The organism is Streptomyces cathayae, from assembly GCF_029760955.1.
In the GTDB taxonomy this organism is placed as follows: domain Bacteria; phylum Actinomycetota; class Actinomycetes; order Streptomycetales; family Streptomycetaceae; genus Streptomyces; species Streptomyces cathayae.
Map to the genome: position 1 here is coordinate 201,906 of NZ_CP121682.1, position 13,008 is coordinate 214,913.

At 73.0% G+C, this 13,008-nt stretch carries 12 protein-coding genes; 3 read left to right on the forward strand and 9 right to left on the reverse strand.

Translation table 11 applies throughout. The features are described from left to right. Positions 1-309: 309 nt before the first annotated feature. Both PYS65_RS00970 and PYS65_RS00975 read right to left on the reverse strand, forming a co-directional pair. Complete coding sequence (locus PYS65_RS00970; protein WP_279331756.1) at positions 310-1,308, reverse strand: GlxA family transcriptional regulator; 999 nt, start codon at positions 1,306-1,308, stop codon at positions 310-312. A 105-nt stretch (positions 1,309-1,413) separates the two neighbouring features. Further along, positions 1,414-2,064: an HD domain-containing protein gene (locus tag PYS65_RS00975; RefSeq protein ID WP_279331757.1), complete on the reverse strand. Its 651-nt coding sequence runs from the start codon at positions 2,062-2,064 to the stop codon at positions 1,414-1,416. 360 nt (positions 2,065-2,424) lie between these two features. Here PYS65_RS00975 and PYS65_RS00980 point away from each other — a divergent pair, with 360 nt between their 5' ends. After that, positions 2,425-3,603: a S1 family peptidase gene (locus tag PYS65_RS00980; protein ID WP_279331759.1), complete on the forward strand. Its 1,179-nt coding sequence runs from the start codon at positions 2,425-2,427 to the stop codon at positions 3,601-3,603. Positions 3,604-3,879: 276 nt separating this feature from the next. Here PYS65_RS00980 and PYS65_RS00985 read toward each other — a convergent pair whose 3' ends face one another. Then, a complete protein-coding gene (locus PYS65_RS00985) occupies positions 3,880-4,482 on the reverse strand; it encodes a snapalysin family zinc-dependent metalloprotease (protein WP_279331760.1) in 603 nt (200 codons plus the stop codon). A gap of 245 nt (positions 4,483-4,727) precedes the next feature. Here PYS65_RS00985 and mgrA point away from each other — a divergent pair, with 245 nt between their 5' ends. Next, positions 4,728-5,771 (forward strand): L-glyceraldehyde 3-phosphate reductase, encoded by a 1,044-nt coding sequence (gene mgrA, locus PYS65_RS00990; protein ID WP_279331761.1) that lies wholly within the window; start codon positions 4,728-4,730, stop codon positions 5,769-5,771. 109 nt (positions 5,772-5,880) lie between these two features. On the opposite strand, the gene PYS65_RS00995 is transcribed toward mgrA, so the two are convergent. The 6 genes from PYS65_RS00995 to PYS65_RS01020 all read right to left on the reverse strand — a co-directional run bounded on the left by PYS65_RS00995 (position 5,881) and on the right by PYS65_RS01020 (position 11,734). Next, complete coding sequence (locus tag PYS65_RS00995) at positions 5,881-7,167, reverse strand: ABC transporter substrate-binding protein (RefSeq protein ID WP_279331762.1); 1,287 nt, start codon at positions 7,165-7,167, stop codon at positions 5,881-5,883. Further along, positions 7,164-8,360 (reverse strand): branched-chain amino acid ABC transporter permease, encoded by a 1,197-nt coding sequence (locus tag PYS65_RS01000; RefSeq protein WP_279331763.1) that lies wholly within the window; start codon positions 8,358-8,360, stop codon positions 7,164-7,166. Before PYS65_RS01000 ends, PYS65_RS00995 begins: the two co-directional genes overlap by 4 nt. Next, entirely contained in the window at positions 8,353-9,249 is an 897-nt protein-coding gene (locus tag PYS65_RS01005) for a branched-chain amino acid ABC transporter permease (RefSeq protein ID WP_279331764.1), read from the reverse strand. The genes PYS65_RS01000 and PYS65_RS01005 overlap by 8 nt, the downstream gene beginning before the upstream one ends. Further along, positions 9,246-10,058, reverse strand: a complete 813-nt coding sequence (locus PYS65_RS01010) for an ABC transporter ATP-binding protein (RefSeq protein ID WP_279331765.1) — start codon at positions 10,056-10,058, stop codon at positions 9,246-9,248. The genes PYS65_RS01005 and PYS65_RS01010 overlap by 4 nt, the downstream gene beginning before the upstream one ends. Further along, positions 10,055-10,837: an ABC transporter ATP-binding protein gene (locus PYS65_RS01015; protein ID WP_279331766.1), complete on the reverse strand. Its 783-nt coding sequence runs from the start codon at positions 10,835-10,837 to the stop codon at positions 10,055-10,057. The genes PYS65_RS01010 and PYS65_RS01015 overlap by 4 nt, the downstream gene beginning before the upstream one ends. Before the next feature lie 159 nt (positions 10,838-10,996). Further along, positions 10,997-11,734, reverse strand: coding sequence for a TioE family transcriptional regulator (locus PYS65_RS01020; protein ID WP_279331767.1), 738 nt, complete (start codon positions 11,732-11,734; stop codon positions 10,997-10,999). A gap of 58 nt (positions 11,735-11,792) precedes the next feature. Here PYS65_RS01020 and PYS65_RS01025 point away from each other — a divergent pair, with 58 nt between their 5' ends. After that, positions 11,793-12,998: an erythromycin esterase family protein gene (locus PYS65_RS01025; protein WP_279331768.1), complete on the forward strand. Its 1,206-nt coding sequence runs from the start codon at positions 11,793-11,795 to the stop codon at positions 12,996-12,998. Positions 12,999-13,008 lie beyond the last annotated feature (10 nt).

The window sequence follows — 13,008 nt, forward strand, 5'->3', positions numbered from 1 at the left end:
TTACCTGGCGGCGACGGCGTCGTCGTACACCACCCGCGCACAGCCGAACGCCCGGGGCGGATCGGCTGAATCCGGCTCCGCCGGAACGATCCCGCGACGCTCCGCGTCGCAGCCGCCGGATTCGCTTCACCACCGGGGTGAACCCCGGTGCACCGCGGATGAATCCCAGGAGCGCCGAGCGCGTCCCGCCGCGTCAAGCCTCCGGCACCGCGACGGGGCGCACTCGGCGCGCTCCGGCCGCGGTGCTCCACTGCCGCATCACCGGTCGCGTCCCCGGACGCCTTCGGATGCCCCGGGAGGGTCTGTGGCTCAGGCGTTCGGTATGTGCCGGTGGGGCGATCCCGCGGTGGTGCTGAAGCGGGTGCGGTAGGCGCCGGGGGTGATGCCGAGTTCGCGTTGGAAGACCCGGCGCATGGTTTCCGGGCTGCCGAATCCGGCGTGCCGGGCGACGGCGTCCAGCGGGTCGGTCCCGGTCACCAGCAGGGTGCAGGCCGCTTCCAGGCGTACGTGCTCCACGAACCGCGCGGGCGAGGTGTCGGTCTCCGCCCGGAAGAGCCGGGTGAGGTGCCTGGGGCTGAGCCCGACCTGGCGGGCGAGGGAGTCGAGGGTGTGCTCGGCCGCCGGATTCTCGGTGACGAGGTCCAGTACCGTGCGCAGCGCCGGGGTGCGGGGCTGACCGATCCGGGCGCGGACACTGAACTGGGACTGCCCGCCCGGCCGGGCGAGGAAGACCACCAGGTGCCGGGCGACGGCGCGGGCGGCGTCGGCGCCCAGGTCCTCCTCGATCAGCGCGAGGGTGAGATCGATGCCGGAGGTGACCCCGGCCGAGGTGTAGAAGGTGCCGTCGCGGACGAAGATCGAGTCCGCGTCGACCTGGACCCTGGGGAACCGGTCGGCGAGGTGCCGGGCCAGTTCCCAGTGGGTGGCTGCCCTGCGGCCGTCCAGCAGACCGGTCGAGGCCAGCGGGAAGGCGCCGGCGCACACGGCGGCGGTGCGGCGGGCACCGGTGGCGAGTGCCGTGAGGGCCTGCCGCAGGTCGCGGTCCAGGACCGAGGGCCGCCAGTCCGGCGCCCCGGGCACGATCAGCGTGCCCAGCTCCCCGGGCAGGCCGTCCACGGAGCAGTCGACGCCCAGCAGGACGCCTGAGCTGGTGCGGACGGCCGCGCCGTTCAGCGAGGCGGTCCGCAGGTCGTATCCGCCGCCGTACTCGTTGGCGGCGGCGAACGCGTCCAGCGGTCCGGCGACGTCCAGCAGCTGCACCCCCTCGTACAGCAGGACGGCGACCGTGTGGGAGGAGGGACTCGGCATGGGGTCCTCGGACGGGTGGATCCCGCCGAGAGCCGCCGCCGGTCCTGGTGTGCGGCTCTCGGTGCGGGCGGGAGGGACGGGAAGAGCGGGAAGAGGGGGGACCGGTCACTCGGGCCAGTCGGAGTCCAGGATGACGTCGACGAAGTTCTGGCGCACGTATCCGGGCACATAGCGCTCCAGGACGTCGGCCTTGACGTTGCCGAAGGTGGTCTCCGGGCGGTGCGCGATGCCCTGCGTGAACTCCTTGAGGATGTTCCGCTTGAAGTCGGGGCGGGGGTGCGCGGCCACGACCTCGGCGAGCGCCGGAGCGGGGATCTCGTCGCGGCCGATGCCCAGCACGTCGGCCTCGACGCCCGCGGTCACCAGGGCGACCTCGGGAGCCATGTGCCAGGGGATCTCCGGGGTGGTGTGCAGGGCGATGCCCTCCCACACCAGATGGGCGGCGTCGTCGGCGATCCCGTGGCGGCGCAGGAAGTCCCGGGCCTCGTCGGCGCCGTCGATCTCGAACCGCTGCTTGCTGTCGCGGTGCCGCTCGGTCAGGCCCAGGTCGTGGAACATCGCGCCGACGTAGAGCAGTTCGGGGTCGGCCTGCAGACCGCGGGTCTGCCCGCGCAGGGTGCCGAAGAAGTAGACGCGGCGGGAGTGGTGGTAGACGGTGTCGTTGGCCGCCTCCCGGACCAGTTCGGTGGCTTCGCGGACGAGCCGGCTGTCGGGCAGGGTGACGCCGGCGAGGGCGGTGGTCGGGGTGTCGGTCATGGCTGAACTCCAGGGTCGTGGGGGACGGGCCGGCCGGTCGGGGGCCGCCGAGTGGTTCGGAACGGTCGGCGTGGTCGGGGCCGTCAGGGCGGTCGCGCGGATGGTGGGGAAGAAAAAGAGAAAGGGGACATGGGGACCACTCAACCTCAGGCAGGACCCTACTGCGCCCGTCCTTCAGGACACGTCACCCTCGGATCAGGACATGGCCGGCTGCGTCACCCGCTCGGCTCCCATGGATTTCCTGCATTGGCATGGACCTGACGCCCCGGTCCCGCTAGGCTCTGCCCAATTCCGATGAGAGCGCTCTCAGAGTCGGTTGTTCCACCCCCACCTTGCTGGAACGACGAAGGGCACCTTCCCATGAGACGCACCCGACTCACGCATGCGTGCGTGGCCGCCCTGCTCATGATCGGCAGCTGGACCGCGGCCGGCACCCTGCCCGCCTCGGCGAGCGACACCGCCGGATCCGCCGGATCCGCCGCCCGGGCCGATTCCGCACCGGCCTCCGCGGCCCTGCTGCAGGCGATGCAGCGGGACTTCGGCCTCTCCCCCGCCCGGGCCGAGGCGCGGCTGGCCGCCGAACAACGGGCCGCCGACCTCGAGACCGAGGCCCTCGAGGCCGCCGGATCCGCTTACGGCGGCGCCTGGTTCGACGCCAAGAGCGAGAAACTGACCGTCGCGGTCACCTCGGACGCGGACGCGTCGACGGTCCGTGACCTCCGCTCCTCCGGTGCGGCCGTCCGCGTCGTCGAGCACAGCGCACGGCAGCTCGACGCGGCCAAGGCCCGGCTGGACCGCCTCGACGCGCCTTCGGGCGTGAGCAGTTGGTCCGTCGATCCGACCGCCAACACGGTGGTGGTGAACGTCGTCGAGGGCGAACGGGCCGACAACGATGTCCGCCGCTTCCTCTCCGAGGCCCGCGAGGCCGGGCCGGTCACCGTGCGCACCGTGGAGGCCGCCGCGGAGACCTTCGCCGCGGGGACGGTGGGCGGTGACCCCTACTACACGGGCAACGTCCGCTGCTCCATCGGCTTCTCGGTGCACGGCGGCTTCGTGACCGCCGGGCACTGTGGGGGCGTGGGCGGCCAGGTGCGGGGCTGGGACGGCTCGTACATCGGCAACTTCCAGGGCTCCTCGTTCCCGGGCGACGACTACGCGTGGGTCAACGTGGGCAGCGGCTGGTGGACGGTCCCGGTGGTGCTCGGCTGGGGCACGGTCTCCGACCAACTGGTGCGCGGCTCGAACGAGGCTCCCGTGGGCGCCTCCATCTGCCGCTCCGGGTCGACGACCCACTGGCACTGCGGCAGGGTCCTGGCCAAGAACGAGACCGTCAACTACAGCCAGGGCGCGGTGCACCAGATGACGAAGACGAGCGTCTGCGCCGAACCCGGCGACTCGGGCGGCTCGTTCATCAGCGGTGACCAGGCGCAGGGCGTCACCTCCGGCGGCTGGGGCAACTGTTCCGGCGGGGGCGAGACCTGGTTCCAGCCGATCAACGAGATCCTGGGCCGCTACGGCCTGACCCTGCACACCGCCTGACCCACTTCCCCACGGCACGGAGCAGCAACGACGCAAGCCCGGTTCCCGAACACGAGGTTCGGGAACCGGGCTTGTGGTGGAGCGCTGGGCAGGCCTTGCACCTGCATCTCCCCGCAGGAAGCGGGGCGTCTTTCCTTGGACGACCAACGCACGGTCTGGCTCCGGGAGTTCCGGCGCCTTGACGTGCGTCAATCATAACCACACTCGCCTCGGGCAGTCACATCGGGCGGGCGAGCGGCGCGGGAGGTGGTCCGGTGGGTGCGGTGTCGCCGCCGGTCAGTCCATGACCGGCACGGCGCGTGGCACCGGACCCGCCTGCCCTGCCGAACCCGTCCGCTCCGCCCCGCCCGTGCCGGATCGGGCGCCCGCGAAGTTCCTCTCGACCTCCGCCCTCTCCGCCGCGTTCGGGTAACGGTTGGTGCACGCGGTTCCCGCGCTGGAGCCGGACATCAGGCTGGAGCAGGGGCCCGGCTTGCGGTCCGGCAGGCCCAGGATGTGCCCGAGTTCGTGGGCCGAGATGCGGATCGTGTCGTATCCCTGGGTCACGGCCTGGCGGCCGATGTAGACGGTGCCGCCGCCCAGGCCGGCGGGCAGGGCGCGGGGCCAGCCGTTGTCCGCCAGGACCCGGATGTCGGCGCGCTGCCCGGACGCGGCCGGGCGGAGTTCCACGGCGTCGACGCTCTCGTTCCAGACCGCCGCGCCGCGGTCGACGGCGGACCTGAACTCCGCGGAGCCGCTCGCGTCGTAGGTGAGCACGCGGGCGGCCAGGGACTGCTCCGGTACACCGGACGGGGCGGCCACGGCCTGGCCGCCCGACAGCAGGGGGAAGGACATCACCAGAACCGTGGCCAGGCTTCCGGTCAGCGTACGGATGCGCATGGTCGACCTCCTTGTGGGGGAAGGGCAGTCGTGCTCATGACACTCAGAGCCTCCCTGCCCGCCGGGCGGGGACGGCAATCCGTCAATCGGCCCCCGCCGGTCCTACGACGGTCCCCAGGATTCAGAAGCCGCGCCGCTCAGTCCTGTGCGAAGGATCGGTTGGACTTCCTGATCACGCGGAGGCAGTGTGGACAGGGTTCCCACGTCCCGCGGGACATTCCTGCATCGCACCCGGAGAACACCAGATGAACCACGTCATCAATCCCGAGCGCTACGACGGCACCATGCGCTACCGGCGCACCGGTCGTTCGGGACTCGACCTCCCCCTGCTGTCCCTGGGCTACTGGCACAACTTCGGCGACGACCGGGCCTTCGAGGCCCAGCGTGAGATCGCCCTGCGCGCCTTCGACCTCGGCATCACCCACCACGACCTGGCCAACAACTACGGTCCGCCCTACGGGGCCGCGGAGATCAACTTCGGCCGGCTGATGAAGCAGGACCTGGCCCCGTACCGGGACGAGCTGGTGATCTCCACCAAGGCGGGCTGGGACATGTGGCCGGGCCCCTACGGCCAGGGCGGCGGCTCGCGCAAGTACCTGCTCGCCTCCCTGGACCAGTCGCTGGAGCGCATGGGCCTGGACTACGTGGACATCTTCTACTCCCACCGGCTCGACGCCACCACTCCCCTCGAGGAGACCATGGGCGCGCTCGACACCGCGGTCCGCCAGGGCAAGGCCCTGTACGTCGGCATCTCCTCCTACGACGCCGAGCGCACCCGGCAGGCGGTCGCCATCCTCCGGGACCTGGGAACTCCGCTGCTGATCCACCAGCCCTCGTACAACATGCTGAACCGCTGGATCGAGACGGAGGGGCTGCTGGACGTGGCCCAGGAGGAGGGCTTCGGAATCATCGGGTTCACCGCGCTGGCGCAGGGTCTGCTCACCGGGCGGTATCTGGAGGGTGTGCCGGAGGGTTCGCGGGCGACGCAGGGCAAGTCGTTCGACGCAGCGTGGCTGACGGACGACATGCTGCGCCGGCTGCGCGCCCTCAACGACATCGCGGCCCGCCGCGGGCAGACGCTCGCCCAGATGGCACTGGCCTGGGCCCTGCGGGACCGGCGGGTCACCTCGCTGGTCATCGGCGCGTCCCGCACCGAGCAGCTGGAGCAGAACGTCGCCGCGCTGGAGAACCTGGACTTCAGCGACGAGGAGCTGGCCGAGATCGACAAGTACGCCACCGACGGCGGCGTCGACCTGTGGCGCGAGGCCCGTCTGGGCACCATGGGCTGAGCCGGGCCGTCGGCTCGTCCTCACACGAGGCCGGCCGGGGCCGCTCCCGGCGGCCCCGGCCGGCCTCCCTCCGCGGGACCGCCGGGGCCGTTTCGGGTGTCCGGCGTGCCTAACGCGAGGACAGGTACGTCTCGACGCCCGGGGCCGTGTGTGCCTCCTCGGCGTTCACCACGCTGCCGACCGCCTTCGCGTCGGGCTTGAGCACATACGTCTCGACGCTCGCCGGACGGTCGGCCTCGGAGAAGTTCTGCGCGGTACCGAGGCCGGTGTCGGCGTTCTTCTGGGAGCGGTGCGCCGTGACCACGTCCTCGCGGCTGAGGCCGCCCGCCGCGCAGGCCGCCTTCAGGTCGGCGCCCATGAGCTGCGCGGCGTTGTAGCCGGACAGCACCCCGGAGTCGACCGGCGAGTCCGGGTACTTCTTCTTGTACGACGCCACCATGCGCCGCACGCCCGGCAGTTCGGAGCTGACGGCGGGCGCGGCGCTCACGATGTGCAGCATGGCCGCCAGCGCCGGTGCGGCGGGCGTCTCCATCAGCTGGGGCGCGTAGCCCGGCGCGCTGCTGACGACGGGGACGCGCAGGCCGCGGGAGGCGGCGACGCCGACGAGGGAGGCCGTCTGGGCGGGTCCCGCGCTGATCAGGACGGCCTTCACGCCCTCCTTGCGCAGGGCCGAGACCTGCGCGGACAGGTCGGTGTCCGTGGCCTGGATCTTCTGGCCGACCACCTTCAGCCCGGCCTGCTCCGCCGCCCAGGTGGAGCCTTCCAGCGCGTTGGCGCCGTAGTCGCCCTCGAAGTAGACGTGGCCGATGGTGTCGCCCTTCTTCAGCCCCTTGGTGCGGGTGAGGAAGTCGACCGCGGCGATCATGTCGACGTCGTAGGTGGTGCCGAGGACCTGGACGGCGTCCTTGCCGAGCAGGGAGGCCGCCCAGGCCTGCGGGAAGGTGAGCATCTTGTCGCGCTCGATGTCGTCGAGCAGGGCGGCGACAACCGGCGAGCCGATGACCTGGGGCAGGGCGACGACGTCCGGGGCGATGTCGGCGTAGGCGGTGACCGCCTTCTGCACGTCGTAACCGTGGTCCTTGACGACGATCTCCACCTCGCGGTCGCAGATGCCGCCGTCGGCGTTGGTCTCCTCGGCCCACATCTGCTGGGCCTGCACGATGCTCTTGCCGAGCGTGGCGTAGGGGCCGGTCAGGTCGGTGAGGGCGCCCAGCCTGATGGTCCCGGCGCTGACGCCGGGGCCGGTGCGGACGCCGTCGGCGGCGTCGCCGCCCCCGTTGCCGTCGTCCGCCTTGGAACTGCATCCGGTGGCCGCGAGCAGCAGGGCGAGGGCGCCGGCGAGCGCGGCGGGGGCGGTGCGGCGCCGGTCGCGGGGCCGGTGATGCGTGGTGTTCACGGGGTGTGCTCCTTGGATCGTGCGGCTGCGGCCGGGGGCGGTGGTGAGGAAACCGAGCCGGCAGGGTCGGCAGGGTCGGCAGGGTCGGCAGGGTCGGCAGGGTCGGCAGGGTCCGTGGCGGGGGCACGGTGGCGGCCGCGTCGTACCCGGTCGCAGAGCCGGCGGGCCAGGCCGTGCAGCCCGTCCGGCGCGTACAGCAGGACGACGACGATCGCGGCGCCGTAGAGATAGCGGGCGGCCTCGGTGGGGCCCACGAAGCCCTCCCCCGAGCCGGGGGCGGCCACCAGCGGGAGCTGGTCGGCGTAGCGGGTCATCAGCAGCGGGAGCGCGGTGACGAACACGGCGCCGGCGGTGGCGCCGGCGACGGAGCCGAGCCCGCCGATGACGATCATGGCGAGGTAGTCGACGGAGAGGACCAGGGAGAAGTAGTCCGGGACGACCCGGCGGAAGGAGAGTGCGAGGAGCACGCCCGCCAGGCCCGCGTACAGGGACGACACCACGAAGGCCGCCGAGCGGTGGCGGGCGACGTCGACGCCCATCACCGCCGCCGCGGTCTCGCTGTCGCGCAGGGCGGCCAGGGCCCGCCCGGAACGGCCGCGCAGCAGGCCGCGGGCGGTGAACCAGGTGAACCCGAACAGCGCCAGGCCCAGGAACCACAACCGCTCCTCCGCGCCGAACGGCACCCCGAGCACGGTCAGTTCGGGATCGCTCTCCGCGAAGGTGAAGCCGCCGAGGGTGAACGGGGGCACGGAGCGGCCGTTGAATCCGCCGGTGACGGAGTCGGCGGTCAGCAGGACGTGGTGGCCGAGGAAGACCAGGGCGAGGGTGGCGATGCCCAGGTAGATGCCCTTCACCCGGGCGGCGACGGGGCTGAACAGCCCGCCCGCCGCTCCGGTGAGCGCCACGGCGAGGAGGGCGGCGAGGGCCGGGGGCAGTCCCGGTCCGGGCTCGCCCGCCAGATAGGCGTAGCCGTAGGCGCCGACGGCGAGGAAGAAGGCGTGGCCGAGGGAGAGTTGACCCGCCGTGCCGGTGAGCAGGGCGAGGCCGACGGCACCGATGGCCGCCGCCATGGAGAACAGGCCGATGCGGAGCCAGAAGGCGTCCAGGTAGAACGGCGGGAGGCACAGGACGGCGGCGAGGAGCAGGACGCGGACCGGGCGGTGGGTCAGGGCACCGAGGAGGCGGTCAGACACGGGCCGCCCCCTTCGCTCCGAACAGCCCGGCGGGCCGTACCAGGAGCACCAGCAGCATCACGGCGTACGGGGCGACGTCGCCGAAGCCCTCACCGAGGACGTGCAGGTCGGACTGGTAGCCGACGACCAGCGCCTCGGTCAGGCCGATGAGCAGGCTGCCCGCGAGGGCGCCGGTCGGGGAGGCCAGCCCGCCGAGGATCGCGGCCGGGAACGCGTTGAGGGCGATCTGGCCGGTGGTGCGCTCCAGGCCCGGTGCCGGGAACGCGGCGAGGAACACCGCGGCCAGCGCGGCGAGCGCGCCCGCCAGGCACCAGGCGCCCGCCCGCACCCGGCTGAGCCGTACGCCCATCAGGGCGGCGGCCTCCAGGTCCTCCGCCGCCGCCCGCAGGGAGAGCCCCCACGAGGTGAACCGGAAGAGCGCGAACACGGCGCCGATGACCACCGCGGACACCGCGATCGCCGCGAGCCGGCTGTCGGCGACGGTCACCGGTCCCAGTTCGGTCACCGCGTCGCCCCACGGGTCGCCCAGGGACAGCAGGTCGCCGCCGATGCGCCGGGCCAGGTCGGTCAGCAGGACGATGTCGATGCCGATGGTGACGATGGTCTGCACATGGGCGGAGTGCGCGTCCTGTCCGCCGCGTTGCAGCAGGAACCGGTCGAGTGCGCCCGCGAGGGCCGCGGTGGCGAGGACCGCCAGCGCCAGCGCGCCGGCGAAGCCGAGGTCGTCGTGGAGGACGGCGGTGAGGTACCCGCCGAACAGGAGCAGGGAGCCGTGGGCGAAGTTGAGGACGCCGGACGCCTTGAAGATGACGACGAAGCCGAGGGCGACCAGCGCGTAGACCGCGCCGAGCGCGATGCCGCCGAGGATGTTGTCCAGGAACCCGGTCATGCCGCGTCCTTCCCCTGTGTGTCGGTGCCGAGGTAGGCGCGCAGCACCTCGGGGTCCTGGCGGACCTCGTCGGGGGTGCCGTGGGCCATGGGACGGCCGAAGTCGAGCACGGTGACGTCGTCGGCGAGCCGCATGACCAGTCCCATGTCGTGCTCCACCAGGAGGACGGACAGGCCGAGTTCGGAGCGCAGTTCGCCCACGACCTCGGCCGTGCGGGCGCGTTCGGCGGAGTTCATGCCCGCCACCGGTTCGTCGAGCAGCAGCACCCGCGGTTCCAGGCAGAGGGCCCGGGCGAGTTCCACGCGCTTGCGGTCGCCGTACGGCAGCAGCGCCACGGGGCTGTCGAAGTGGGCGCCGAGGCCGGTCAGTTCGGCGATCTCGCGGGCCCGGGCGAGGTGCTCGCGCTGTTCTCGCACCGCCCGCGGCAGACGCAGCGCGCCGGCGGCGAAGCCGGCGCGGGACAGGGCGTGCCGGCCGAGCATCAGGTTGTCGGCGACCGTGCCGTGGGTGGTGACGATGTTCTGGAAGGTGCGGGCCACACCGAGCGCGGCGATGCGGTGCGGGGCGAGCCGGGTCAGCTCGGTGTCGCCGAGTGCCACCGTGCCGGCCGACGGACGGCACAGCCCGGACAGCACGTTGAAGCAGGTCGACTTGCCGGCGCCGTTGGGGCCGATGAGCGCGTGCACCGAGCCCGGGGCGACGGTGAAGGAGACCTCGTCGAGCGCGGTGAGTCCGGCGAAGCGCACGGTGACGCCCCGTACGTCGAGCACGGGCGGCGCGGGCGGCGCGGTGGTGGTGCGGTCGTTCACGCGGCCCCCTGGTCCTCGGCGGCCTCGCCCAGGTAGAGGCGGCGTACGGCGTCGGTGCGGGCGAGTTCGTCGGCGGGACCGGACAGGCGGGTCTCGCCGACCTCGAGGACATGGGCGTGATCGGCGAGGGAGAGTGCCATGCCCGCGTTCTGCTCGACCAGGAGCACGGCGGTGCCCTGGGTGTTGATCTCACGGATCACCTCGGCGATCCGCTGCACCATCTGCGGCGCGAGGCCGAGGGAGGGCTCGTCGAGGAGGAGCAGCCGGGGAGCGGCCATCAGGGCGCGGCCGATGGCGAGCATCTGCTGCTCGCCCCCGGACAGCAGGCCCGCGGCCTGGTGGGTGCGTTCGGCGAGCCGGGGGAAGAGCGCGAACACGCGCTCCCGCGCCTCGTGGACCTGGTCCCGGCCGCGCCGGCCGAGTCCCAGGCCGCCGCTGCGGAGGTTCTCGTCGACCGTGAGTCCGGCGAACACCCGCCGTCCCTCGGGGACTTGGACGACACCGGCGCGTACCGCCGTCACCGGGTCCCTGCCGTCGAGCACGGCGCTGCCGTAGCGGATGCGGCCGGCCGTGATCGTGCCGCGGTGCAGGCGCAGCGTGCCGGAGACGGCGCGCAGCAGGGTCGTCTTGCCCGCGCCGTTGGCGCCGAGCAGGGTGACGACGCCGCCGTGCGGCACGGTCAGGGAGACGGAGCGGAGGGCGGACAGGGCTCGCCCGTACGTCACGTCGACGTTCTCGACGCGCAGCGCGGGCCGGTCGTCCGGTGGTGCTTGGGGCATCACGGCTCCTCGGGGCCGTACCGCACGGCGGTGACGGCGTGGACGGCAGGGGGAGCTCACGACACCACGGGCGCGAACGGCCGGTACAGGCTCCGGGCCCCGCTCGCTGCGCCGTCCCAACGGGGGCTGCCGCGGGTTGTGCGGCTGCCCAGGGCGGGGTCAGCCGCGGGCGCGGAGGTAGGCCTCCAGTTCGGCCGCCCCGGTCAGCAGGGCCCGTCCGCGGGCGGACAGCCGGCCGTGCCAGTCGTGCAGTGCCGCCGCCAGCGGCTCCGGCCCGCCTGCCGACCGCACCTGCGCGACGATCGGGGCGATCTGCTCCAACAGGTAACCGCCCCGCCTGAGTTGGTGGGCCAGCCGGGCGTCCCGTACGTCGGCCTCCGCGTAGACGCGGTAGCCGGTCACCGGGTCGCGGCGCGGGCTCACCAGCCCGGCGCGCTCCCACTTGCGCAGCGTCGCGGGCCGGATGCCGAGCTCTCCCGCCAGCGGCCCGATGAACCGTCCGCCGGTCCCGGACGCCGCCGGGCCGGGTCCGGACGCCGCCGTGGTGGGGGTCAGGTCGCCGAGGGCGCGCTCCACCGCCTCCAGGGTCCGCCGGTCGTCGAGCAGTCGGGCGTGGCTCTCGTCGACGGTCCGCAGGGCCTCGTCGACCGCATCCCGGTTCACCGCCCGCATGATCGACGTCGCCACCGCGTGGCCGTGGCCGGGTACCAGGGCGAGGAAGGCGCGCAGGGCACCCGCGTGCAGCGGGGTGTAGACGCGGTAGCCGTGGGGGGTGCGGTCGGCGGGCGGGAGGATGCCGGCCTCCTCGTAGTTCCGGACGGCCTGCGTGGACAGCCCGTGCCCACGGGCCAGGTCGATCGGCCTGAGCCGTTCCGCGTTTTGAAGGTTTCGTCCCACGATTCCGATGTTATCGCGGGAAAGTCTCCACCGTGAGTTCAACGATAGCGTTGAGGGCATGGATACCGGCATCAAGGACATCACCCGTGCCGTGACGGCCGCCGCCGTCACGGAGCTGCTCGGGGCCCGGCCGCGGGTGCTCGCCCTCGGCGAGCCCACCCACGGCGAGGACTCCCTGCTCGACCTGCGCAACGACGTCTTCCGGCAGCTCGTCGAGCGGGAGGGCTACCGGACCGTGGCGATCGAGAGCGACTGCCTGATGGGCCTGGTCGTGGACGAGTACGTCACCTCGGGCACGGGCACCCTCGACGAGGTCATGGGGCGCGGATTCAGCCACGGGTTCGGCGCGTCCGCGGCCAACCGCGAACTCGTGCGCTGGATGCGGGAGTACAACGAGGGCCGGCCCGCGTCCGAGCGGCTCCGCTTCGCCGGTTTCGACGGCCCGCTGGAGATCACCGGCGCCGCGGGCCCCCGGCAGGCCCTCACCGCCCTCCACGGCTTCCTCGCCGCCCGGCTCGCCCCGGACCTGCTCCCCTGCACCGCGGAGACCCTGGACCGCCTGCTCGGCGCCGACGACCGGTGGACCCATCCCGCCGTCATGACGGACCCGGCCCGCTCCGTGGGGCGGACGGCCGAGGCCGGGGAACTGCTGCTGCTCGCCGACGACCTGGTGGCGCTGCTCGAGGCCGAGACACCGCACCTGATCGCGGCGACCTCGCGGGACGACTGGGAGAGGGCGCGCCTGTACGGGCGCACCGCCACCGGCCTGCTGCGCTACCACTACTGGCTGGCCGACACCTCACCGGGCCGCATGACCCGGCTGCTGGGCCAGCGGGACCGGATGATGGCCGACAACCTCCTCGCCCTCGCCGAACGGGGCCCGACCCTGGTCTTCGCGCACAACGCCCATCTCCAGCGGCACAAGAGCACGATGCGCATGTGGGACCATCCGCTGCTGGAGTGGTGGAGCGCCTGTGCGCTGGTGAGCGCACGCCTGGGCGAGGAGTACGCCTTCCTCGCCACGGCCCTGGGCACGATCCGCCACCAGGAAGTGGACACCCCGCCGGCGGACAGCCTCGAAGGGCTCCTGTACGCGCTGCCGGAGGACCGCTGCGTCGTCGACGGCACCCTGCTGGCCGGCCTCCTCGGCGACTGGCCCCCCGCTCCCCGGGAGTCCCCCTGGTTCGGCTACATGCCCCTCGACCCGGCCCGTCTGACCGGGATCGACGGGGTGGTGTTCGTCAAGGACGTCCCGCAGGTCTAGGTCCGGTCCG